The sequence below is a fragment of the Shewanella japonica genome, from assembly GCF_002075795.1.
GTDB classification, from domain to species: domain Bacteria; phylum Pseudomonadota; class Gammaproteobacteria; order Enterobacterales; family Shewanellaceae; genus Shewanella; species Shewanella japonica.
In genome coordinates this window covers 4304670-4326841 of the sequence record NZ_CP020472.1, presented here as the reverse complement: position 1 = coordinate 4326841, position 22172 = coordinate 4304670, and the positions used below count along the sequence as shown (strand labels likewise).

The 22172-nt window shown below is 41.5% G+C and carries 21 protein-coding genes; 15 read left to right on the top strand and 6 right to left on the bottom strand.

Annotation, left to right across the window (positions count from 1 at the left end; translation table 11 throughout):
- Nucleotides 1-68: 68 nt before the first annotated feature.
- The 3 genes from ubiA to SJ2017_RS18575 all read left to right on the top strand — a co-directional run bounded on the left by ubiA (nucleotide 69) and on the right by SJ2017_RS18575 (nucleotide 2977).
- Entirely contained in the window at nucleotides 69-950 is an 882-nt protein-coding gene (gene ubiA / locus SJ2017_RS18585) for a 4-hydroxybenzoate octaprenyltransferase (RefSeq protein WP_080916889.1), read from the top strand.
- Between the two features lie 116 nt (nucleotides 951-1066).
- Nucleotides 1067-1933 (top strand): alpha/beta hydrolase, encoded by an 867-nt coding sequence (locus SJ2017_RS18580; protein WP_080916887.1) that lies wholly within the window; start codon nucleotides 1067-1069, stop codon nucleotides 1931-1933.
- A gap of 93 nt (nucleotides 1934-2026) precedes the next feature.
- Entirely contained in the window at nucleotides 2027-2977 is a 951-nt protein-coding gene (locus SJ2017_RS18575) for a hypothetical protein (protein WP_080916885.1), read from the top strand.
- A gap of 131 nt (nucleotides 2978-3108) precedes the next feature.
- Here the strand turns inward: SJ2017_RS18575 and SJ2017_RS18570 are convergent, their stop codons facing one another.
- From SJ2017_RS18570 to SJ2017_RS18555, 4 genes are all read right to left on the bottom strand, one after another.
- On the bottom strand, nucleotides 3109-3687 hold the full coding sequence (locus SJ2017_RS18570) for a nucleoside triphosphate pyrophosphohydrolase family protein (protein ID WP_080916883.1): 579 nt from the start codon (nucleotides 3685-3687) through the stop codon (nucleotides 3109-3111).
- Nucleotides 3688-3863: 176 nt separating this feature from the next.
- Nucleotides 3864-4448, bottom strand: a complete 585-nt coding sequence (locus tag SJ2017_RS18565; protein ID WP_080916881.1) for a TlpA family protein disulfide reductase — start codon at nucleotides 4446-4448, stop codon at nucleotides 3864-3866.
- A complete protein-coding gene (locus tag SJ2017_RS18560; protein ID WP_055023501.1) occupies nucleotides 4441-4932 on the bottom strand; it encodes a cytochrome c-type biogenesis protein in 492 nt (163 codons plus the stop codon). Before SJ2017_RS18560 ends, SJ2017_RS18565 begins: the two co-directional genes overlap by 8 nt.
- Nucleotides 4929-6920: a heme lyase CcmF/NrfE family subunit gene (locus SJ2017_RS18555; RefSeq protein ID WP_080916879.1), complete on the bottom strand. Its 1992-nt coding sequence runs from the start codon at nucleotides 6918-6920 to the stop codon at nucleotides 4929-4931. Before SJ2017_RS18555 ends, SJ2017_RS18560 begins: the two co-directional genes overlap by 4 nt.
- Before the next feature lie 491 nt (nucleotides 6921-7411).
- Here SJ2017_RS18555 and SJ2017_RS18550 point away from each other — a divergent pair, with 491 nt between their 5' ends.
- The 11 genes from SJ2017_RS18550 to SJ2017_RS18500 all read left to right on the top strand — a co-directional run bounded on the left by SJ2017_RS18550 (nucleotide 7412) and on the right by SJ2017_RS18500 (nucleotide 18589).
- Entirely contained in the window at nucleotides 7412-9436 is a 2025-nt protein-coding gene (locus SJ2017_RS18550; protein WP_055023499.1) for a cytochrome c, read from the top strand.
- Between the two features lie 85 nt (nucleotides 9437-9521).
- Nucleotides 9522-9953 (top strand): rhodanese-like domain-containing protein, encoded by a 432-nt coding sequence (locus SJ2017_RS18545; protein WP_065109373.1) that lies wholly within the window; start codon nucleotides 9522-9524, stop codon nucleotides 9951-9953.
- A gap of 70 nt (nucleotides 9954-10023) precedes the next feature.
- Entirely contained in the window at nucleotides 10024-10806 is a 783-nt protein-coding gene (locus SJ2017_RS18540) for an FKBP-type peptidyl-prolyl cis-trans isomerase (RefSeq protein ID WP_080916877.1), read from the top strand.
- A 43-nt stretch (nucleotides 10807-10849) separates the two neighbouring features.
- On the top strand, nucleotides 10850-11587 hold the full coding sequence (locus SJ2017_RS18535) for a tetratricopeptide repeat protein (RefSeq protein ID WP_080916875.1): 738 nt from the start codon (nucleotides 10850-10852) through the stop codon (nucleotides 11585-11587).
- Nucleotides 11588-11655: 68 nt separating this feature from the next.
- Complete coding sequence (locus tag SJ2017_RS18530) at nucleotides 11656-12363, top strand: 4Fe-4S dicluster domain-containing protein (protein ID WP_055023495.1); 708 nt, start codon at nucleotides 11656-11658, stop codon at nucleotides 12361-12363.
- A gap of 1 nt (nucleotide 12364) precedes the next feature.
- Nucleotides 12365-13312 (top strand): NrfD/PsrC family molybdoenzyme membrane anchor subunit, encoded by a 948-nt coding sequence (nrfD, locus tag SJ2017_RS18525; protein ID WP_080916873.1) that lies wholly within the window; start codon nucleotides 12365-12367, stop codon nucleotides 13310-13312.
- A 100-nt stretch (nucleotides 13313-13412) separates the two neighbouring features.
- A complete protein-coding gene (locus SJ2017_RS18520) occupies nucleotides 13413-13916 on the top strand; it encodes a nitrous oxide reductase accessory protein NosL (protein WP_065109375.1) in 504 nt (167 codons plus the stop codon).
- Nucleotides 13917-14024: 108 nt separating this feature from the next.
- A complete protein-coding gene (gene nosD, locus SJ2017_RS18515) occupies nucleotides 14025-15362 on the top strand; it encodes a nitrous oxide reductase family maturation protein NosD (protein WP_080916871.1) in 1338 nt (445 codons plus the stop codon).
- Nucleotides 15363-15369: 7 nt separating this feature from the next.
- The gene (locus SJ2017_RS18510) at nucleotides 15370-16272 is read left to right on the top strand and encodes an ABC transporter ATP-binding protein (RefSeq protein ID WP_065109377.1); all 903 of its coding nucleotides are present in this window, start codon (nucleotides 15370-15372) and stop codon (nucleotides 16270-16272) included.
- Nucleotides 16273-16281: 9 nt separating this feature from the next.
- Nucleotides 16282-17103, top strand: coding sequence for an ABC transporter permease subunit (locus SJ2017_RS18505; RefSeq protein ID WP_080916869.1), 822 nt, complete (start codon nucleotides 16282-16284; stop codon nucleotides 17101-17103).
- Between the two features lie 208 nt (nucleotides 17104-17311).
- Entirely contained in the window at nucleotides 17312-18589 is a 1278-nt protein-coding gene (locus SJ2017_RS18500; RefSeq protein ID WP_080916867.1) for a winged helix-turn-helix domain-containing protein, read from the top strand.
- Nucleotides 18590-18715: 126 nt separating this feature from the next.
- On the opposite strand, the gene fre is transcribed toward SJ2017_RS18500, so the two are convergent.
- Both fre and ubiD read right to left on the bottom strand, forming a co-directional pair.
- A complete protein-coding gene (gene fre, locus SJ2017_RS18495) occupies nucleotides 18716-19414 on the bottom strand; it encodes an NAD(P)H-flavin reductase (RefSeq protein ID WP_055023488.1) in 699 nt (232 codons plus the stop codon).
- Between the two features lie 87 nt (nucleotides 19415-19501).
- A complete protein-coding gene (ubiD, locus tag SJ2017_RS18490; RefSeq protein WP_080916865.1) occupies nucleotides 19502-20983 on the bottom strand; it encodes a 4-hydroxy-3-polyprenylbenzoate decarboxylase in 1482 nt (493 codons plus the stop codon).
- A gap of 148 nt (nucleotides 20984-21131) precedes the next feature.
- Between ubiD and SJ2017_RS18485 the strand changes: the two genes are divergently transcribed.
- Nucleotides 21132-21722, top strand: coding sequence for a hypothetical protein (locus SJ2017_RS18485; RefSeq protein WP_156003353.1), 591 nt, complete (start codon nucleotides 21132-21134; stop codon nucleotides 21720-21722).
- Nucleotides 21723-22172: the final 450 nt, after the last annotated feature.

The following is a 22172-nucleotide window of genomic DNA, read 5'->3' as shown; positions in this document are numbered from 1 at the left end:
TAAATAACGCCAACCCAGAATGGCGAATAAGAAGTGAATATACTTCAAAAAGTGGGAGTGAGTTAGCCATGGCAGTATCCTCATGGACGCTTAAAGAAAAGATTTCAGTTTATAAACGGTTAACACGTTTAGACAGGCCAATTGGGACATTATTACTCATGTGGCCATGTTTGATGGCGCTGGTGTTAGCTGCTGGTGGCATGCCTGATGTAAAGGTACTGGTTATCTTTGTATTTGGTGTATTTATCATGCGTGCCTGTGGGTGTGTCATTAATGACTTTGCCGACAGAAAATTAGACGCCCATGTCGAGCGAACGAAAAACAGGCCACTCGCTTCAGGTGAAGTCAGTAGCAAAGAAGTGTTGATGTTATTTATCGTCATGGCGCTGATTGCGTTTAGCTTGGTGTTATTTTTAAATCCACTCGTGGTTAAGCTTTCGGTGGTGGGGATTATTCTCACCATTATGTACCCGTTTATGAAACGGGTGACGAATATGCCGCAAATGTTTTTGGGGATAGTGTGGAGCTGGTCAATCCCGATGGCCTATGCCGCCCAGCTTGGTTATGTGCCTGTTGAGGCATGGTGGTTATTTGCGGCTAATTGGTGCTGGACTGTGGCTTACGACACTATGTATGCCATGGTTGATAGGGATGATGATTTAAAAGTTGGCATTAAGTCTACTGCCATTTTATTTGGCAGTTACGATCGCCAGTGGATAGCGTTGTTTCAACTTGCCGCACTGACGTGTTTTATATGTGCCGGTTGGTCAGCTGAGCGAGGACTGTTTTACGGCGTTGGTATTAGCAGCTTTATTGTATTCAGTGCTTATCAGCAATGGCTGATTTATAGCCGCGAACGGGCGCTGTGTTTTAAGGCATTTTTAAATAACAATTGGGCTGGTTTTGCGTTATTCATTGCACTTGCCGCTGATTATATTTTACCATACTAATATTGCTGCAAAATTAAGCTAAAACAACTGATTAACTCTGTTATGTTTTAGCTTATTGCAGTGAAACAACATTATTAATTACACATCACTAAAAACAACATCAACAAGGATAGCTGATGCATATTGTTTATTTGCTGGCCGTAGCGGTAATGGGATTATTAACCCTATCTGCGCCAGTCAGGGCTGAGCAGGCCTTTACCATTCCTAATACCTCATCCATTATTTTAGAAGATTCCGATAGAAGCTATAAAATATGGATTAAATTACCTAACAGTTATCAAGAACAAGATCCGATTCAGTATTACCCTGTAGTCTATATGACTGATGCCATGTATAGCTTTCAAGTGGTATCTGGGGTAACACGATTACCGATGAACATGCGGGAAATGGATCAAGCCATATTAGTCGGCATTGATTGGCAAGAAGGCATGAGCCCAGCAGCGAGTCGGATAAGGGACTACACACCAAGTTCAGATAAAAGCTGGAAACGTAAAACCGGTGAAGCCCAGAGACACCTGAATTTTATCGCTAACAAGCTCATGCCTCATATCAACAAACACTATCGCACTAACCCTAGTCAAAATACCTTAATTGGTCATTCCTTAGGTGGCTTATTTGGCGCCTGTGCTTTGCTAAAGCAGCCACAGCTATTTAACCATTATCTATTGAGTAGTCCGTCATTATGGTTTGATGACAAGCAGCTGATGAAGCAATTTCGTTCTGCTGACTTTATGCTAAAAGACGTTAATGCCAAGGTTTATATCGCAATTGGTGAATATGAAACGGCAGCGCTAACTGAGTATGGTCATGACATGGTGGCAGATGCGAAAGCGTTTCAGGCTATTTTGTCCCAAAAGAACAGATTATCAGCTGCGCAAACGCTCAATGTTCGATTACAGGTGATTGAAGCGGCAAGCCATAATATGGCGTTTCCAACAGCGGCAATTCAAGGGTTAAGCTGGTTTTTATCTGCTGAAAAATAATCTGCTCAGTGGATTAGTTTACGAAGTGATGTGATGAGTGAATTGAGAGTCATATCGTGATGGATAACAAACTTAGTCAATAAGGATATTGCTATGAGACCTGTCGTAAAATACCGACTGATTTTTTTAGCTATTGCGATAGTGCTATTTACTCTTGGTGTAAAGCTTACGCCCGAAACACTGACAAACAGTAGTAACGAGCTAACATTAACTCTGATTGCTATTGGTTACTTTATCATTATTCCATTGACATATTGGTACTGCATTATTAAAAAAGGCGGCCAAAAGTGGTGGAAGCTGATTATTATTTTTAGCACTAGCAGTCTGGTCGCAAGGCTCAGCTTTCCGGCAGATATTGCCGACTATTTTGAGTTTGTTGCTTGGTTAAAATACCCCATTGTTGGGGTGTTATTGATCATTGAAGCTTACCTCGTGTTTACGATTATTCGTGGCTTATTAAAGGTTAGAAAGGTAAAAGGCGACCCGAGAGTCAGTGCGGTAGAATTGTATGCAGATAAGGATGAGAAGGCGCTGTCTATTGCCTTTATCGTGGCGGGTGAACCCACAAACTGGTATTACGCTATTCCATGGTTTTCTCGTCATCATCCCATAGCCCTCAGCCACATTAAGTTAATGAGTGCCAAGCCTTGGCATTTGTTATTCATGCTTATTGGCTGTTTAACTAGTTGTATTGCCAGCTATATGATGTTGGTGGCGAATTATCGTATCGCGCGCCATTACTCAATGTATTTAATCCGCGATAGACTAGTGATTAATAATGCCATTTGGGGCTTTATGGCGATTGATGTTAATGAGATTGAAGCGGTAGAGGTGAATCAAATAGCCAAGAAGGTTGTTGATGATGAGCTGGCCATTGGGCGAGGCGAGCAGACTAATCTCACCATACGTTTTAACACGCCACAATGGTATTTTGGCGGGTTAGGGCAATTAGTTGAAAAGCTCACCGTATTGCACATTCAAGTTGCTGAGCCAGAAAAGGTGTTCGAGACATTGGTGAATGTTGAACATAATCAAGCGGCGTAATCTTTTGAATTGTTACCAAGCGCATTGGTGATGATTGTGCGTAAAAAAATGCGCCAACGTAGGCGCATTATTGTTATTCATTTGAGCTGATTAGTCGGCATTGATAATGCACTTAATCTGGCCTACTTGGATTAGTTACTCACTAATTTGGCTAAGTCAGCAGGTCGATAATAAACCGATTTTAATACCTTACCTTGGCGAACGACTTTACCCGCCATTTCTACATCTTTTGCACATTTAGCAATGATAAACTCGCCTTTGGTGCTGCCAACAATTTCAACGCCTTGCTTGGCATAATGGGCGACTGTTTCAGCTAATTCTTGCTCATTCCGGCATACTTTACTCATGTTGCTTGAGTGGACTTCATCCCAACATTCAATAAAGTTAATTTCGCGATTGTTAGCCACACATAACAGTAAATCAACTAAGTAACTAATTTCTATGCGGTCAGTGATTTTGCTAGCGCCTAAATGCACTAAACGCCCCATAAGCACATAAACCGAGTCAACGATGGCGTCAGCTTGTTCAACACGGCAGTCAGCTTCAGCAAGCTCTGTTAACTCTTCAATGATGAGTGGGGTATGTAGGGTATCCGCTTTATCATCTAGGCTGGTCGCATCTTCGATGGGTAAATCAAAGGTGCTGCGAAATTCTCTGATATCACGGTATAAATGGTCAAAAATGGATTGGTCTAAAACAGATAACTTCATGAGTCAGTAAGCCTAGTTAATAAAATAGGCGATTATGGTAATGAATTGCACTTCGTACTACAAGAAAAACGGCGACACAGGGTCACCGTTAAGATAATAAAAATAACCGCCCATAAAACAGGGATCGGGCGGAGGTTAATAGAACCTTTTGTGATGATGAAACTAAAACTGGTTTGTTATCTATTGGCATATTTGGCAATTAAGCCATCTAAGTAAGGTTGAATACCTTCGTCAGTCCAATCGATATAGCCTCGAACAAACCCAACAAGATTCCCTTTGCCGTCAAGAAAGAAACTTGCAGGGAGTAAATCTGCAGGCATGATGTAATCAATGTCTTTGTCGGGATCGATCCAAGTGGCATATTCTCCAAAACCGTGTTTTTCAAAAAACGGTTGGATATTGGCTGGATCTTCGTCAATCGAAATAGGGACTAAAGCAAAGTCTTTATCTTTATTACGCGCTTTAATCGCCTGCATGGCTGGGATCTCCTTGATACAAGGCGCACACCATGTTGCCCATAGGTTTACCATGACCAATTTACCTTGATGCTGTTTCAAATTGACCGTTTTTAATTGTTGGTCTTTGAAATCAATATCTTTAATTTTTCTGGCGTTGTGCAGTTCGACAAATCGGGACATCACCATAGGTTTAGCGATAGGTTCTCCGGTTTCATAGACTTTGGCTTCATTAGGGCTAGCGACAGCATTAAGGTGCAGACTGCCAGTCAGTAATAGCATGGTAAATGGAAGTAATTTATTCATAATAATTCTCATAAGATTGTGGCGCTGAGTCGGCTTGTTGTTTTTTGATCCAAGCAATGCCACCAAAAGCGGCAAGTAAGATTAATCCAAGTGGAATGACCCATAATGCCAACGTGCCTGAGTGGAAACTTGGGGTGTAGCGGATCCGTTCGCCAAAGCGAGCGACCATAAAATCAATGATTTGTTGTTTAGATTGGCCTTCATCGAGTTTTTGAAAAATATGGCCTTTAAGTTCATTAGCAATTTGAGTTTGTGAATCAAACAAGCTGCGATTGTCGGAAATTGGACAACGTAATTCTTGCGCAATTTCAAATCCCAATGCACGTTTTTCACTGGCGCTATACTCGTTTGGCATAGTGATATCTTCAGCACTTGCTGGTTTTACACTGATGGCAATCAATACGCTGATAATCAGACTAATCAAGATGTGAGATAAATGACTCAATGAGCCTAATCGAGACGAATTAACTGTAGGAAATATCATGATGTCGGCTCCTGTAATGCCTGTGATTGAGACAAGGTTTGAAGCTGTTTTAGAGGTCGAGCTGTTTGTGATTGATGGCTGTATAAGGGACTTTTACAACCAAAGACCATCACTAGCCCTGCAATCATCATCATTAATGCACCAAGCCATAAGCCATTTATCAGCGGTTTATAGCTGATACGGATCAGATATTCGGTGTCATTTAGCGGTGTACCCATTGAGACATATAAGTCTTTTAACGGACTCGAATGCACACCTGCTGCTGACATTTGCATACCGTTGGTTTTAAAGGTGCGACGTTGCGGATAGACATACGCAATAGGATTTTCATTACTATCCATTACACGGATATTGGCTTGCAGTGCATCATAGCTTTGCGTTGTCACATGCTGAGTTTGCTCAAAGACAAATGTATAACCGGCGAGTTCTCTCCCTTGGTTAGGCCCCATACTGAGCACTTCTTCTTGCTCAAGATTTGAAACGACGGTACCTGCAAGTATGGCCATCGCAACGCCAAGGTGTGCAAGGCACATGGCATAAAATCGGCGGCTATGATGTTTATCTGCACCTTGTTGGTGCTGAATAATGGCAACCATGATTGTCAGCACTAACCAAGTAACAGAGGCTAATCCGAGGAAAAACCACACATTGGCCTGCTCGAGTGCGACATTGAATATCGCTGCAGTGATTGTTGAGATGAGCAATAATATTGCAGGTACAGTGAGGTTTGAGCGTTTATCGACTTGCCAACGTAGCAGGGGAGCAAGCCCCATTAATAGGCTTAGTATCACCACAATAGGCACAAAAATACTGTTGAAGTAAGGAGCACCTACTGAAATCGTTACGCCAGTGAGCACGCGATAAATTATAGGGTAGTAGCTCCCTAATAAGACAGACAATGCGGCGACAACAAGTAATAGGTTACCCATTAGCAGAAGGCTATTACGGGATATCAGAGCAAATTTATCACGGGTCTGAATGTATTGCGCTCGGGTGGCAAATAAACCTAAAGCACTACCAGCAAATACAATTAGCAGGAATAAAATCGACATTCCTCTAGTCGGATCGGCGGCAAAGGCATGGACTGATTGCACTACGCCAGAACGGACAATAAAGGTACCTAATAAACTGAGCGAAAACGCTAAAATAGCTAAGAATAAGGTCAACTTTTTACATTGTCCGAGTCGTTCACTCATGGTCACTGAGTGAACCAGAGCCGTAGCCACAAGCCATGGAATAAATGAGGCATTTTCAACCGGATCCCAAAACCACCAACCACCCCAACCAAGCTCGTTATAAGCCCACCATGAGCCAAATGCATTCCCGCCAGTTAAAAATACCCAAGCCATTAATGCCCAAGGTCTTAGATAACGTGCATGTTGCTGAGTAAATTCCTTGCCAATTAGCGCGGCGACTGATGCTGCAAAGCATACTGTTAAACCGACATAGCCAAGAAATAATAACGGAGGATGAATAATCAGCCCGATATTTTGCAAGATAGGGTTTAAATCTCGCCCTTCAATAGGAAAATTCGGCAGTAATCTAACAAAAGGATTAGAAGTGAAAATGATAAATAAGCTAAAACCAAAAATCACTAATGCTAGTACCGATACGGTACGAATAAAAAACGCATGATGATTATTAGCATGAGTATTGGCAATAATCGCAGTCCACAGGGCGATGGCCGATACCCAAAACAACATTGATCCTTCATGACTCCCCCAAATCGCAGCTATTTTATAAAATGTGGCAAGTTGCGTATTGGAATGATCGGCGACATAAGCAACAGAGAAATCATTAGTAATAAAGCTGATGCCTAAACAAATAATGGCACCAATAAATGCACTAATCATCATATTACTGAGTAGACGGTAATAGCTAATTAAATAAGCATTATTATTAGATAAACCAAGCATAGGTATAATAGCTAATAATAATGATAGCACAGTCGCTATTATTAATAGTAAATGTCCAATTTCAGGAATCATATTATTACCTATTATATATGTGTGTTTTAATAACTTCTAAATAAATGAAATGGAATTTATATATTCAATGATATTAAAAGTTAATCCGTATTAATGTTATTTGTTAGTCTAGTTTTATAATTATTATGTTGTGCCTAAATAACCTTGAGTAGAGGTTAACTATCTTAGTATTAACTTTCTGTGAGATGGATCTTACTATTTTCCCAGTGAATAGTTTTTATTTTATAAAAGTAATATTTATTATTTTTCACAGATAAAAAAATCGCCTTTTTATATAAAAAATAAAATAAAACAATCTATAAGTGTTTGATTTTGTTGTTCATTTTTGCTTTTATTTTTTGTTATCTGTAAGGCGTTTTTTGGTGTGATCTAGCTCAATTTTTGATGGCTTATTAGCTTTAAAATAACTCTTGCTCAAATTAATTATATCGTTCGCTGAACTGCCAGGTTCGACGACAAAATATAAAATAATGATGATTAGGAGTGGGACAATGAAACAGGCTAAATACAAGATGACAGCACTAAGCGTGCTAGTTTGTCTTGGCATTGTTGGCAATGCAACTGCAGCTGGTAAATATGATAGTGTGCCAGCCATGGGTAAAACAGCTCAAAAAGTACTTGCAGCCCCAAATGGTGATGAAGAAGCAAAAGGCGTTAAAACGCTGCAAGATTATATTGTTCAAGAAAAAGAACTTTTTGATTACTTATTTCAAAACCATCCATTATTTAAATACCATGAAGAAGGTAACTTAGTGGGTGATTACCACATTAGTGACCGTGGTGAAGAATATTTAGATACTGGTAATAGCCCGAAATACAGCAAACGTGTTGGTCGTCCAAGTGCGGTGCAATATCGCCTGGGGGCAAAATCTATTTTAGATTATCCGAACAAGTTTGTTGGACCTGAAAAATGTGGTGAGTGTCATGCTGTGCAATATGAAGCATGGAGTCGTTCTCGTCACTCTAAAACAATTCGTTTCCCTGGAGAGCATCCAGAAGTCGATAACGATTTGAACAAAACCATGTACAACACTAAAGATACTTCTATCTTACCTGACGGTATTACCCCTGATGCCATTTATGCAACCGTTGGTACTCCTCGTACAAAATACGGTTTCATTGATGCGTGGATGGTGCGTGGTACTTATCATATCCGTGATGGTTTACTAAAAGATGGCACCGGTAAAATGATTGCTGGTGGTAACCAATTCTCACGTGGTTGGGCGGAGTGGCTTACCCCTGAAATGGCGGCAAAAATTAATGCTGCCATTCCAGAGTTCCCTGCAACAAACGAAGGTAAAGCATTTGGATTAAGTGGTTCTCACCAAGTGGGCATGAGCTCGTACGGTGCGAAATACGAAAAAGAAATGTTGTTCCAACCAGCGAGTTCTTACTGTGAAGTTTGTCATAGCTTCAAGTTCGACTTCCAAAGCAAAGATGAGTACTTAGCGGCATTAGGCGACCCTGAAAAACTTCGTGAGCATACGATTTCTAAAGGTATTGCTTGTGAAGAGTGTCACGGCGCTGGTGGTCACTTAGACGGCGGTAATGGCGGTGGTATGCCATCTAACTGTGAACGTTGTCACCAACGTTTCAACTATGTTGATGAGTTAGCTGATACTGAACAAGGTCAAGAGAAACTTGAGTATGCCTTCGGTGTGAAAATGAAGTCTGCATGTCCATCATGTGGTACTGAAGGATCGCAAATGTTTGCTTCTATGCATTATGAAAAAGGCATGCGTTGTGCCACGTGTCATGATCCGCATGAAGTGACAAGCAACGATTGGAAGTCTGGTTATACCAAACCGAAAATGAAGAAAGAGTGTTCAGACTGTCACGCTGCGCAAGCAGAAATTGCTGACAATACGAAAACTCATAGCGAGCAAAGCTGTACAAGTTGTCACATGCCTAACATGGGCAGCTGTGAAAACTTCACCGCAATGCAGTTCCCTGATCAAGCAGGTTTCGATGCCGTACGTAAGTCTCACATGTGGAAAATCGAAATTGACCCAACTCAGAAAACGCTAAATCCACCAGAAGGCAAGTCTCGTGAAGCGACGACTAAAGGTTGGACTGTTGCGAAGAACGCAGATGGTAATAACTACTTAGACTTAATGTGGTCTTGTGCTCGTACTGCGACCTCTGATGATAACGTTGTAAATGGCAAAGGTTGTCATAGTCAGTTCCAATCTGAACTTGACCCAAGCCTACACTACGAAGATCAACAAGAGATCTACGGCGAAGTCATGAAGTTCCAAACACCAATTAAAGAAACCTACGCTCAAGTTGTTGGTGCACTTGAAGCTATCGACCAATTACTAGAAGTGACTAAGTTATCTGTTGAAGATAAATCACAAGTACTTCTGTTGGCTGATAAAGCTCAAGATGCAGTGACCTTACTTGAAAAAGACGGTTCTTGGGGTGTTCATGGTGCGCGTTATACCCAAAAACGTATCGACGCAGCATTAACTTACGTGACCCAAGCTCAAGCCATTATTAATGGTAAAAAAATGTAAAACCCAGATGGCAACGAGCAATCGCTCGTTGCCATTTTTAATAGCTCGGCATCAGCCGATGCCGAGATATTTAGAGAGAAAGACCATGAAAAAATTACTTAGCAACCTCCTGATTTCTGTCTCGTTGTTTATTGCCGTGCAAGCACAAGTCTTTGCAGGAGCTGGGGGAGATTTAATCCCTGTAAAAATGAGCAATATTCAGCTTAATCCGATTTCAATGCGTGAAGCTGAGTCATTAGTGGGCAATGAAGATGTTTATTTTTTTGATGTAAACACATTGGAATTATGGGCTGAAGGATTTATTCCAGGCGCTGTGTATTTCAATGTGAAGAACTGGAAAGAGTTACTTCCAAAAAATAAGGATGCCGTGATGGTTTTCTACTGTGCAAATACCTTATGCACTTCGAGTGCGATGGCTGCTCGCGAAACAGTAAAGCTCGGGTACACAGGAGTTAGACATATGGCCGAAGGAATTTACGGCTGGCGCTTGTCTGGCAGAGTCATAGAAAAACCATAACGATTTTATTACCGATTAACAGCCTGAGGCTTGTTGTCCGCAGGTTAACTTTTTAAAGAGAGAACATCGAATGAAGCTATTAACTAAAAGTACTTTAGCAGTTGCAACTTGTATGTCTTTGGTTTTTTCAGCAGGAAGTTTTGCTACTGAAAACGTTGAAAATGATATTGAAAAACAATCCTACAGTATGGGTGCTTCGATTGGTAATTACCTATCCAGTCAAATTTATAACCAAACAGAGTTGGGTGCACAAGTTGATGTGCAAAAAGTCATTGATGGTGTGATTGATGCGCTAAAAAATGAGCAAAAAATGTCGGATGAAGAAGTACTCACTTACTTAAATGAGCGCAGTGAATTACTGAACTTATTAAGCTCGCAAAAAATGAAACAAATTGCCCTTGAAAGCAAGCAAGCCAGTGAAGCTTACTTAGCTGAAAACAAAAACAAAGATGGCGTCACCATTACCGAATCTGGTCTGCAATACGAAGTGATCAAAATGGGTGAAGGCGTAAAACCTAAAGCGGAAGATGTTGTCACCGTGAAGTACAAAGGCACGATGGTTGACGGCACAGTATTTGATGAAACCACAGACCCTGTCCGTTTTGCATTATTAACCGCTATTCCAGGCTGGGAAGAAGGCTTACGTCTTATGCCAGAAGGGTCAACATTCCGCTTTGTTATTCCATCAGAGTTGGCTTATGGCAAGGATGGCGCTGGCGATATTCCAGGTGATACCGCATTAATTTTTGAAGTCGAGTTAGTGAAGTCTGAAAAGCCAAGTGAAAACGCTAAAGGCATGGGCCTAAGTGGTATGGGTATGAACGGCGCAATGGGCTCACACGGCTCTCACTAAGCGACAACACTTAATCGTTTTTTTAAAGAAAGAAGAGACACTTATGAATATTCTGGCCTTAGGTATCGCAGTATGTCTGAGTATATTTATCGGACTCTTCTGGATTCATCACTGTGCATATAACCGTAATTTGAGCAGCACAGTGGTGAAAGCAACCAATACAAATGCCGAAATGGGCAGCACCATATCTGTAGAACCTGATGACTTCGCAGATGTCGGTGCTTACCAATTCCCTTTGTGGATGTCGGCAATTGTATTGATCTTTTCGTTATCTATATATGCCAGTGGAGGACATTTCCAAGGTTGGGATAAAGGGCGAGTGGATGACTCGGTAGATTATTTGATCGCAGCCAAAATCACAAAAGGGCGAGAACAAGTACAGCAGCAACCGACTAATGAAATGGCATTAATGGCGTTAGCGCAATCTTATGCAGAAGGTGGCATGTATGCCGACTCTGTCGATACGTTAAGTCAGCTTATTGAGCTAGTCGGCGAAGATGCCGGGTTATTAGGCATGCAAGCCACATCAATGTATTACCGCGATGGTCGTCAGTTTTTACCTGAGGCACGCAAGGTTATTGATACTGCGTTGAATTTACAACGTGACGAGCTTAATACCCGAATGATATTGGCAACTGATGCTTACCTTAATGGTCAGTATGCAGTCGCCATTGAACATTGGCGCATCCTACAAACCAACCAAACCCAATCTTTTAATAGACAGTCTATTAATAACGCAATAATGAAAGCCGAATTTAAATTGGATGAAGTGAGTCGCTAATTTCGTCATTTGAATTTGCAGCGAACCAATAAAAACCAGTCAGCTAAGGCTGAACTAGGGAGGATGTTGTGAGTGAAAATATAGAAAGACGGAGGTTTCTAAAAGGCATGGGAGCTGCCTCTTTAATTCTAGGCCCTATGGGGTGTAGTTCTGTTAAAGATGACAACGAAGATGCCAATAAACCTCATTACGTCATGGTGTTTGATCAAAATAAATGTGTCGGTTGTGGTGAGTGTAAAGAGGCATGTAATGTCGCTAATAACTTACCTGATGGCAAATCAAAATTGTTGATGGAACATCAATCGGGTGGTGTGGAAGGGCAAGCCTGTCCACATTGTGGCAAAGAAGCATGTAACTGTGAGCGTAAATTTGTTCGTGTGTCTTGCCAACAATGTAAGAACGCGCCTTGTGTTGCCGTTTGTCCTACTGGTGCTGCACATAAAGATCCTAAAACTGGGATTGTCACCATGGACGCCAGTAAATGTGCTGGCTGTAAATATTGTATTGGCGCTTGTCCTTACAATGCACGTTTTATCAATGAAGAAACTGATGTCGCCGATAACTGTGATTTTTGTTTAAACAGTAAGCTGGCAAAAGGTGAGTTACCTGCATGTGTGCAACAGTGTAAATATGATGCGTTGATCTTTGGCGATGCTAACGATCCAACCTCATACGTTAATAAGTTATTAGCGGTAAAAGACTCTGTACGTATGAAACCGCAGTTTGGTACCGAACCAAGCCTTCGTTACATTCCAGTCGTAAAATTGGGGGTATAAGATGGACGGTTCAATGGAATTTACCATGGGCTTATCTGAAGGGGTGGCATGGCCTTGGCCAATTGCGGTTTACCTTTTCTTAGCCGGTATTTCGGGTGGTTCGTTAGTGGTGGCATTGGCTATTCGCTTCTTTAAGGGGCAAACAGCTACGACACCATTATACAAAGCTGCCAGTTTAATCTCATTCGTGACGATTGCACTTGGGATGTTATGTCTGGTTTTAGACTTAACTAACCCATTATTCTTCTGGCGTATTTTGGTGTTCTATAACTTCACTTCAGTGATGTCTATCGGGGTAATTGCACTGTGTGTATACATCCCGCTAACTGCAGTGTTGTGTTTATATGCCTTTGAAGATGAAATCAAAATCATACCAGCGCTCAACTTCTTGTTGCCTATTATTACTATGCTTAAACCCGTTCGTAAGCCTTGCGAAGTGACGGCGTTAATTTTAGCAGCAGCTGTGTGTGCTTATACCGGTTTCTTGATTTCAGCGTTAATCCGTTTCCCGCTCATTAATACTGCAGTATTACCTGCGTTATTCATTGCGTCGGGTGTTTCAGCGGGTGCTGCAGCGTCAAAAATGTTGTCAGTATTCTTGTTTAAAGAAGATATGCATAGCAGTGAACTTAAAATCCTTCATGGAGCTGAATGGCCAATCATGATTGCGGAAATTTTGTTTATTTGCATGATTGCGATGTCACTTGCGACAGGAAATGCAGGGGCGCAGTCAGCTTTTGCTGCATTTACCTCTGGTGTGTGGGCAAACTTGTTCTGGATTGGTGTCGTAGGTGTTGGGTTCTTAGGCCCTATTCTACTTAACTTTGCCACCGGTAAAACCTTTAGTCATTCAGCTAAAGCGTTCTATCTATCAGGCGTATGTGCCATTAGCGGCATGATGTGTTTACGTCTGTTTATCCTATATGCAGGTCAAACATACGCAATTTAGTGTTGCCAGAGTCACCCTTAAGTCTTATGTCTTCCCTTAGTCATTTTTAAGGGTGATTCTTTTTACCAGGTAATAGCCTGTATTGAATTGGAAAACTGAAATGAAAAAAATACTATCGCTACTGTTACTCGTTCCTTTCTTATTTGCCTGCCAACCTGACAATGTTACAACAGAGGCTGATAGTCATGCACATGCAATACATGAACACGATCGTTGCCATATGTGCGGCATGATGATCACCAAATATCCAGGCCCCAAAGGCCAGCTAAAACTGAAAAATGTGGAAAAAAATCCTTCTTTTTGCTCAACCCGTGACATGTTTAGTTTCTTACTTCAGCCAGAAAATGCCCGTCAGGTGACACAAATTTGGGTACACGATATGGCGGCAACATCTTGGGATGATCCTAAAGATGAACACTTCATTGACGGTAAAACTGCCACCTATGTTTATGGTACAAGTCGTCAAGCTGTGATGGGATCTGCTGTTGCCTCATTTAGCACAGTTAACGCCGCCGAGCAGTTTGCCAATGAATATGGCGGCGCGGTATTAGGCTTTGATGATATTACTATCGAATTACTCGGCGAAGGCATGAGCCATCATTAATTGACTTAGGATATTGGCCGATATTATTGCGCTGTTATAGCGTCTATTTACAGTATGGTGAGTGATGATTCATTGCCAAGGTAAATCGAGGCGAAAGTGAGGAAAACCATGGTTAAATTTTTGCTTAATGGGTTGTGGTTAATCGGTGTCATTAGCGCCCCTTGTGCTTTCGCAAACTCGACAGACACCGACGTGCAGAATTCGCTTAATGTCATTTTTCTGCAGCAGGTCATTGATGAAGCTAACGCCCATGACACTGTGTTGCTGCAGGACCAACCTTACATTGGCAATGCCGTTATTAACAAACCTCTGACACTCATAGGACACCCTTGTTCAATTATTGATGCCCAGGGCAAGGGCAGCGCCATTACGATTGCAAGCAGTGATGTTCGTGTTGAGCAGTTAACAATACTAAATTGGGGCTCAGATCAGTACGAGCTTAATGCTGGCATCTTAGTGAATGATGGTATGAGTAATATTGTGATTTCTGGGAATAATTTAACCGGTGATGGCTTTGGTATTCGGGCTGATAATACCTCGCATATTGAGATTTATAACAATTACATCATAGGGAATAAGCAATTTTTTGTACTCGACAGAGGCGATGGCATTTATCTAAAAAGGGTTGATGACGCGGTGATTGAGGGGAATACCATCAAAGATGTGAGGGATGGGATATACCTTGAGTCAGGTAAGAATAGCCTCATCGATGACAATCATTTCTCATCTCAGCAGTACGGTATTCACTACATGTATACCGAAGGTGATGAAGCCAAAAATAATGTCGCTGTGGATGTTGATGGCGGTTATGCATTAATGAACTCAAAGCGGATTAATCTCCATCATAATCGCGTAGACAATGCGGCGACTTTTGGGGTGTTGCTAAACATGACCAATGACTCAGACATCCATGCAAATCAGGTAGATAATATCGTTAATCCTCAGCCCAAAATGCCGACGGGTGATGAGGGTAAAAGTATGTTCATCTATGGTGCCCGCGATAACCGTATTTATGAAAACCACTTTGGCCACAGTGAAATTGGTATTTATATGGCCATGGGAGGCGAGGGGAACAAAATTTATCGTAATCAATTTATCAACAACCAAGCACAGGTAAAGTACGTAGGCGACACCTTAGTAGAGTGGAGTCACCAGCAGCAGGGAAACTACTGGAGTGGATTTATCGGTTGGGATAACTCGGGTGATGGGGTGAGTGAACAAGCGTATCAGCCTAGTGATCATTTAGATCGCTTGTATTGGCTTTATCCAGAAGCGCACTTTTTATTAAAAAGCCCTGTTGCATCTTTATTACGTTGGACTCAACAGCAGTTTAGTCTTTTACCTGAGGCTGGAGTGATCGATAGCTTTCCAATGACAAGCGCATCACAGCCTTCCTTAATTGAAAATAATCGCCCACAGTCTGCGCAGCAGTTGTTAAGTAAATAGGGTTATCATGGAAAATACAGCCAGTATTCATGTTCAGAATCTCGTTAAAAAATACGATGATTTTACCGCTGTTAACGATATCAGCTTAACCGTTTCAGCAGGCGAAACCTTAGCGCTGCTTGGCCATAATGGCGCTGGTAAGTCGAGTTTGATAAAAATGCTGTTAGGCATTGTAAAGCCGACTTCAGGTCAAATCTCCATGATGGGGAATATGGTGACCCATGAAAAAGATCGTCGCCAGGTTAATTTAGGCTACTTGCCTGAAAATATCAGTTTGTATGAAAAGCTGACGGGTAAAGAAGTGCTTAACTATTTTGCCGCACTAAAACGGATTGATAAAGCCAAGGTATCGACAGTACTGACGGAGTTTGGGCTTGAGTATGCGCAAGATAATCCGGTTAAGAGTTATTCAAAAGGCATGAAGCAACGACTTGGTTTTGCACAAGCCATTTTGTCATCGCCTGACATTTTACTGCTTGATGAACCGACCGTTGGACTTGATCCTCAAGCTTCATTATTTATGTATCAAAAAATCGCAGAGCTGAAACAGCAAGGCTGCGCAATTATCGTATGCACTCATGAATTGGCTGTGGTTGAGGACAATATTGATCGTGCATTCATTATGGCTGATGGACAACACCTCGCTAGCGGTAGTTTGAGCCAATTAAGGCAGTCGACTGATTTGAAAGTGAATATAAGCGGAACTGAAGTGAGCCGTATTATCGCAGAAGATCCCTTTTTAAATGCCTTATCCATTCAAGATAAGTTAATTATCTCACAGCAAGATAAACCCAAGATTATGAAGTATCTGACTACGCATTGCGGGGTGTATAACTTTTTAATTGAAGAACCTGATTTAAGTGATATCTATCATCACTGCATGAATAACCGTCAGCAGTACGCTGCTTGAGGACAATAAATGTTGACGCCAATTTTAACTATCGCCACAAAAGAAATTAAAGATAACTGCCGAAACCGTTGGGTGGCTTTTATTGGCATTATTTTAACCAGTTTGGCCTTATTGATTACTTTTTCAGGCTCAGTGGTGACAGGTGAGCTTGTTATCCCAGAACTGCCGCTTTTGATGGCTAGTTTAAGCTCAGTTGCAGTGTTTATCTTGCCACTTACAGCGATCTTGCTTAGCTACGACAGCTTTATTGGTGAAGAAGAGTCGGGCACCTTATTACTGCTTTTATCTTATCCGTTAAGCCGTAGCCAAATATTGGTGGGTAAGTTTATTGGACACTTAGCGGTAATTTCTTTCACTATTTTTATTGGTTTTGGTGCAACAGCATTGCTGGTCGGAATATTAACTGATGTGGCGTTATTTTCGCTAATATCGACTTTTTTACACTTAATGGTCAGCAGTATTTTATTAAGTATGTGTTTTATTTTAGTCGGTTACGCAGTGAGTTTGCAGGTAATTGAAAAGGCTAAGGCAATTGCGATTTTATTGTTTATTTGGGTTGCTGTTGTATTAGTTTATGACCTCATTTTACTGACCATGATGGTGGCTGAATCAACGAGTATTTCTAATGGTGTATTACAGCTACTTATTCTATTAAACCCCAGCGATGTGTTCCGAGCATTGATGTTGGTGGTTGCACCTCACTCAAGCCACGTAGAGGGTCTATCTTCATTAGTGCAATGGCCAGTATTAAGCTTGTACCTTATCTTAGTGGGTTGGAATGCAATGATGATGATGCTGTCATTAGGCTTGTTTTATCGTAAACGTTTTTAGGGCTAATTATTGCTAAAGAGGTTTATCAGTCAGACTGCTTACAAACTATTTCATATTTTGTATCTTTAGATGTATTAGGTTTAAGTTACTGTATTATTTAGTTAAATATTTTACTGGATTGAGTATGTGGTCACATAAAATTTACAGTGTCTAGGATATTATATCATTGGAATAAATTAGATAATTAGCTCAAGTACAGGTGCTTCCAGTGCTAAAAATTACATCATATTTAACACTTGATACTTCAGCAAAGCAGCTGGTTAATCATCTTAATGATGAAAAAACCAGTCTTACGTTTTCTGAAAATGCTGTGCTGATAAAATTGCTCGATCATAGTGAAGAGATCTGGACTAAAGAGCAGCTATTAGCTGAAGGCTGGCCCGATCGTGTGGTTGCGCCTACTTCATTAACCCAATGCATTAGTACCCTGCGTCGTAAGTTAGAGCCTTACTCAGAAATTCATTTAAAAGCAGTCGCTCGCCGTGGCTATCAACTTCATATTAATGAACGTAGCCATGTCAAAATGGTGTCATTAACGGATCGCGATACCCTGCGTGCAGCGTTTTTAGATGTGGGTGTTATGGTAAAAATAGCCGGCGCTATGGTTGTGATTGGGCTAATTACATTAGCTTGGTATCAATGTGAATATCATAAAGTTTTGAAAAAAACCTCTGAGTGGAGCAGTGACAAACAAGTTGAACTGAATATCGGTGGTGTGACGGAAAGTGCAACTTTGCTCTATAAAGATAATACCGACCAAGTGCATAAGTCCAAATGGCAAAAACATCTCGCGCCAGAAAGTAATATTGTTGAAGGCTTAAAAGGCTTTAGTGCTTTTGCGTTAACAAATGGAGCTCATTACTCTTTTGCATCGTGTCCTGGTTATACACTTGATGATTGTAATGGTGAAGGCATCATTAATATCAATACGTTAACCCCAGAGCCTGCTGGTTTGAATATGAGTGAATTTGTGCCACTCAGTCAGAAAATGGAAGATAGAATTCGATACAACCGTGTACTTATTCCACAAGACAGTGTCGGTAACATTGTTGAGCACCATTATCATGCTGATGTGTACTTTCCTGTGGCTGGTGAAAAGTTAATTCGGGGTGATTTTAGTCTGTCTTTGGTTTATGAAGATGGCACCAGTGGCCAAATTTATACCACGACCTGTATTACTGATGAAGACTGTGTAACTACGCCAATTAAGTGGAAAACACGAGGGACGTTTAATCAATATCAGCAAAAGATTGGCGACTATGATGTTGATGTTTTTTATACCAATATCGAACATAAAGAGTTTATCAAACCTGATTTCGTTACCCCATCTGCAATGCGTTTTTATCGAGAAATTAGACGTGATGATATCCAAGTTACGAATATGACGCTTTTCAGGGTACACAAGACCAAAGATACTGCGGTGTGGATTTTACCGTTTATGGATGGTTTAGTCGCTTGGTCTAAGTACGAGAAGGTGCAATTCTAGCCCTTAAGTTGATGCTGTAAACGAGCGCAAATAACAAAAAAGCCGACTGAGATAGTCGGCTTTTTGTTGGGCAGCAAGGATTCAATTTTGAGAAGGTTGAATAGCTTGCTATCAATTCGCCTTTAATTACTTAATAAAGGCGAATGCATCTCCGTAGAGATGAGCTTCATCGACACCCATTTCACGAAATACTTCACGGGCTGCACCGACCATATCAAAGCGGCCAGCAATGTAGATGTCATAGCCAACTAAGCTGACATAGTCTTGCTTAATTTGTGCTAATAAATTGGCTTGCTTACCATTCCAATTAGCAGGGGCTTCTTCAACCACTGGGATAAACTCTAACCAGTTATGCTCTTCATGCCATTGACGTGCGATAGCTTGGTAGTACATGGCTTCTTCTGTGCGGCAACCCCAATAAAACTGAGTCGCGACGGTTTGGCCTGTCGCAATTTGTTGCTCGATGATGCTTTTGATGTAAGAAAACCCTGTACCGCCAGCAACCATAATACGTGGACGGTTACTTTCTTGACGTAAAAATGCATTTCCTGCTGGAGCTTCAATATCTATGTAGTCATTGGTTTTAAGGCGCTCAACGACTTGCATTGGGTAGCTTTCTGAGACAGCTGCACCAATATGTAGCTCAATTAGTTCAGCACCTGGCGCTGAAGCAATTGAGAATGGCCGTTTGTCTTTTTCGCCCATGACAATAGATAAGTATTGACCTGCTTTAAAATCAAACGCCGCTTCAGGTTGTAAGGTGACCTGAAACACGGCGTCGTTAAATGGGGTGACGCTAACAACTTTACAGCGAATGGTGTTCATCTAACATCCTTTTAGCCCTTTCTATGAAGGGTTATTTTCTTTTATATATGTAGGGTCTAGGTTGCGCTAGTGTGATATAGATCACCATTATAGCGTTGGTGCATCATCAATACCTAATTCTTCCCAAATATCATCAATCTTTTCTTTCACTTTGGGATCCATCACTATCGGCGTTCCCCATTCTCTGTCGGTTTCGCCTGGCCATTTATTGGTGGCATCCAGTCCCATTTTTGAGCCTAAACCCGCCACAGGAGAAGCGAAATCTAAATAATCAATCGGCGTATTGTCGACCATGACGGTATCGCGAGTTGGATCCATCCGGGTGGTAATAGCCCAGATGACATCCTGCCAATCACGACAATTCACGTCTTCATCAACAATAATAATGAACTTGGTATACATGAACTGACGTAAGAAAGACCAAGCTCCCATCATGACGCGTTTGGCATGGCCTGCATATTGCTTACGAATTGAAATGACTGCCATACGGTACGAGCAGCCTTCTGGCGGCAGGTAGAAGTCAATAATTTCAGGATATTGCTTGCGTAAAATAGGCACAAAGACTTCGTTTAATGCCACGCCTAACATTGCCGGCTCATCAGGTGGACGGCCAGTGTATGTGCTGTGATATATGGCGTCTTTACGCTGTGTCATGTGAGTGACGGTGAAAACTGGGAACTTGTCTGTCTCGTTATAGTAACCAGTATGGTCGCCATAGGGTCCTTCTTCTGCCATTTCTTCAGGGTCGATATAGCCTTCTAAAATGATCTCGCTGGTGGCTGGAACTTCTAAGTCACAGCTAATCGCTTTACAGACCTCAGTGCGTTCACCACGCAGTAAGCCTGCAAAGGCATATTCACTCATTGAGTCAGGTACAGGTGTCACCGCACCTAAGATGGTGACAGGATCTGAGCCTAAAGCAACGACCACAGGGTAGCGCTCACCTGGGTGCTTTTCTTTGAAATCTTTAAAGTCTAATGCGCCGCCACGATGATCGAGCCAGCGCATTATTAATTTGTTTTTACCCAGTAACTGCTGACGGTAAATACCTAAGTTTTGGCGTTTTTGGCGCGGGCCTTTAGTGATGGTTAAACCCCAAGTCACCAAAGGTGCCACATCACCAGGCCAACAATGTTGAACAGGTAAGTTTGTTAGATCCACTTCATCGCCAGTGATGACGATTTCTTGGCATGGTGGATTACGGACCGTTTTAGGCGGCATATTGAGTGCTTGCTTGAATTTTGGGATTTTCGCGATCGCATCTTTAAAACCACTAGGCGGCTCTGGCTCTTTTAAGAATGCTAATAACTCACCGACTTCACGTAGGGCGAGAGGATCCTCTTTACCGAGTGCCATGGCAACCCGTTTTGGAGTGCCAAATAAGTTCACTAAAACAGGCATAGATTTGTCTGTTGGATTTTCAAAAAGCAATGCAGGACCGCCAGATCGAAGTACACGATCGGCAATTTCCGTCATTTCTAGATTAGGATCAACAGGATAACTAATACGCTTTAATTCACCATTGGCTTCGAGGTGATCGATGAAGCTACGTAAATCCTTAAAACTCATGGCTAATTCACTCTTTTTATAATCGCTCTTTGGGGCGCACTATAGCATTTATATAATATTGGGTTAAGCCAAGATTATTGGTTCAGTGGCTTTTTAGGGTAAACTGATATTAATTGGCTTTGTGATCTTTCAGCCTAGGAGCGATCAAATGGCAATATTCAGTCAACCTCACCGATTGTCGATGTTATTCGTATCAATAAGCCTGACTCTGGCTATTCTGCCTTCACATGTTATGGCTGAATCTTTTCGTACTTCTTCAATGAGCGCTGTTGCTACAGAAAATGGTGCTAAACATCGCCATTCAGCTGGCAGTCATCGTTATGATCGTTATTCAGGTTCGTCAGTACGCTGGGGAGTAGGTTACAACAATTATTGGGGACCCAGTATTGGCGTAGGATGGAGCAGTGGTTGGAATAACCGTTGGGGCTATAATGGTTGGGGAGGAAGATGGGGCAATGGTTGGCGTTATCCTTATCGATACGATTATTACGACCGTTATTACCGTGATCGTTATATGAACAACCAATCCCGTAATAACTATGTTGAACCAGTCACAGCAGTTGAAGCGCCAAAACGAACAACCACTAGCATTGAGTATGCAAAAGGGATTAGCAAGTTGCCAGACAATGCACGAGTGATACAACGTGATGGTCATACCTACTATGAATGGGATGGTCATGAGTATTATTTTGACTGGTCGACTGAACGTTATTTTGAACTTGAAAAAGGTAAGCAATAATTAACCATTGTTTTTTAAAGCCCGTCGCTCATTCGTTAGCAGTAGCGCTGTATACTGTGCCTAGAAAGGTAAAAGCCCTAATGAATCCATTTCATTAGGGCTTTTGTTTGCATTGTCTTTCGACATTTTATCGTTACATATTATTGTTATTAGACCCTGTAACGTACTTCAAAATAGCCATTGCTGTCTACGGGGAGTTAAACAGCAATCATTATCTTGAAACTTTTACCTGACTTGCAGGCTGTGGCTGCCTATTCTCAACCTTACTCTTGTAACGCTAAGCGTTAGGCTAAGCCACGGTATAAAATTGACAAGAGAGGTGGGGGAGAGAGATTTTCGCTGGGGGACGAAAATAACGCATCCTTTCTTGTCGGAACTGCCTTCAAACGATGAGTTGTTAGCGCTCAATGTTTGAAAATAAAATTGGAAAGAAAAATCACTGCGATTGTT

Bases quoted from the DNA above. Each gene is read 5' to 3' on its own strand.
- SJ2017_RS18540 (WP_080916877.1), top strand. From the start codon at position 10,024: ATGAAGCTATTAACTAAAAGTACTTTAGCAGTTGCAACTTGTATGTCT.
- ubiA (WP_080916889.1), top strand. From the start codon at position 69: ATGGCAGTATCCTCATGGACGCTTAAAGAAAAGATTTCAGTTTATAAA.
- SJ2017_RS18560 (WP_055023501.1), bottom strand. From the start codon at position 4,932: ATGATATTTCCTACAGTTAATTCGTCTCGATTAGGCTCATTGAGTCAT.
- SJ2017_RS18535 (WP_080916875.1), top strand. From the start codon at position 10,850: ATGAATATTCTGGCCTTAGGTATCGCAGTATGTCTGAGTATATTTATC.
- fre (WP_055023488.1), bottom strand. From the start codon at position 19,414: ATGAACACCATTCGCTGTAAAGTTGTTAGCGTCACCCCATTTAACGAC.
- nosD (WP_080916871.1), top strand. From the start codon at position 14,025: ATGGTTAAATTTTTGCTTAATGGGTTGTGGTTAATCGGTGTCATTAGC.
- SJ2017_RS18580 (WP_080916887.1), top strand. From the start codon at position 1,067: ATGCATATTGTTTATTTGCTGGCCGTAGCGGTAATGGGATTATTAACC.
- SJ2017_RS18545 (WP_065109373.1), top strand. From the start codon at position 9,522: ATGAAAAAATTACTTAGCAACCTCCTGATTTCTGTCTCGTTGTTTATT.
- SJ2017_RS18520 (WP_065109375.1), top strand. From the start codon at position 13,413: ATGAAAAAAATACTATCGCTACTGTTACTCGTTCCTTTCTTATTTGCC.
- SJ2017_RS18555 (WP_080916879.1), bottom strand. From the start codon at position 6,920: ATGATTCCTGAAATTGGACATTTACTATTAATAATAGCGACTGTGCTA.
- SJ2017_RS18485 (WP_156003353.1), top strand. From the start codon at position 21,132: ATGGCAATATTCAGTCAACCTCACCGATTGTCGATGTTATTCGTATCA.
- SJ2017_RS18550 (WP_055023499.1), top strand. From the start codon at position 7,412: ATGAAACAGGCTAAATACAAGATGACAGCACTAAGCGTGCTAGTTTGT.
- ubiD (WP_080916865.1), bottom strand. From the start codon at position 20,983: ATGAGTTTTAAGGATTTACGTAGCTTCATCGATCACCTCGAAGCCAAT.
- nrfD (WP_080916873.1), top strand. From the start codon at position 12,365: ATGGACGGTTCAATGGAATTTACCATGGGCTTATCTGAAGGGGTGGCA.
- SJ2017_RS18570 (WP_080916883.1), bottom strand. From the start codon at position 3,687: ATGAAGTTATCTGTTTTAGACCAATCCATTTTTGACCATTTATACCGT.
- SJ2017_RS18565 (WP_080916881.1), bottom strand. From the start codon at position 4,448: ATGAATAAATTACTTCCATTTACCATGCTATTACTGACTGGCAGTCTG.
- SJ2017_RS18505 (WP_080916869.1), top strand. From the start codon at position 16,282: ATGTTGACGCCAATTTTAACTATCGCCACAAAAGAAATTAAAGATAAC.
- SJ2017_RS18575 (WP_080916885.1), top strand. From the start codon at position 2,027: ATGAGACCTGTCGTAAAATACCGACTGATTTTTTTAGCTATTGCGATA.
- SJ2017_RS18510 (WP_065109377.1), top strand. From the start codon at position 15,370: ATGGAAAATACAGCCAGTATTCATGTTCAGAATCTCGTTAAAAAATAC.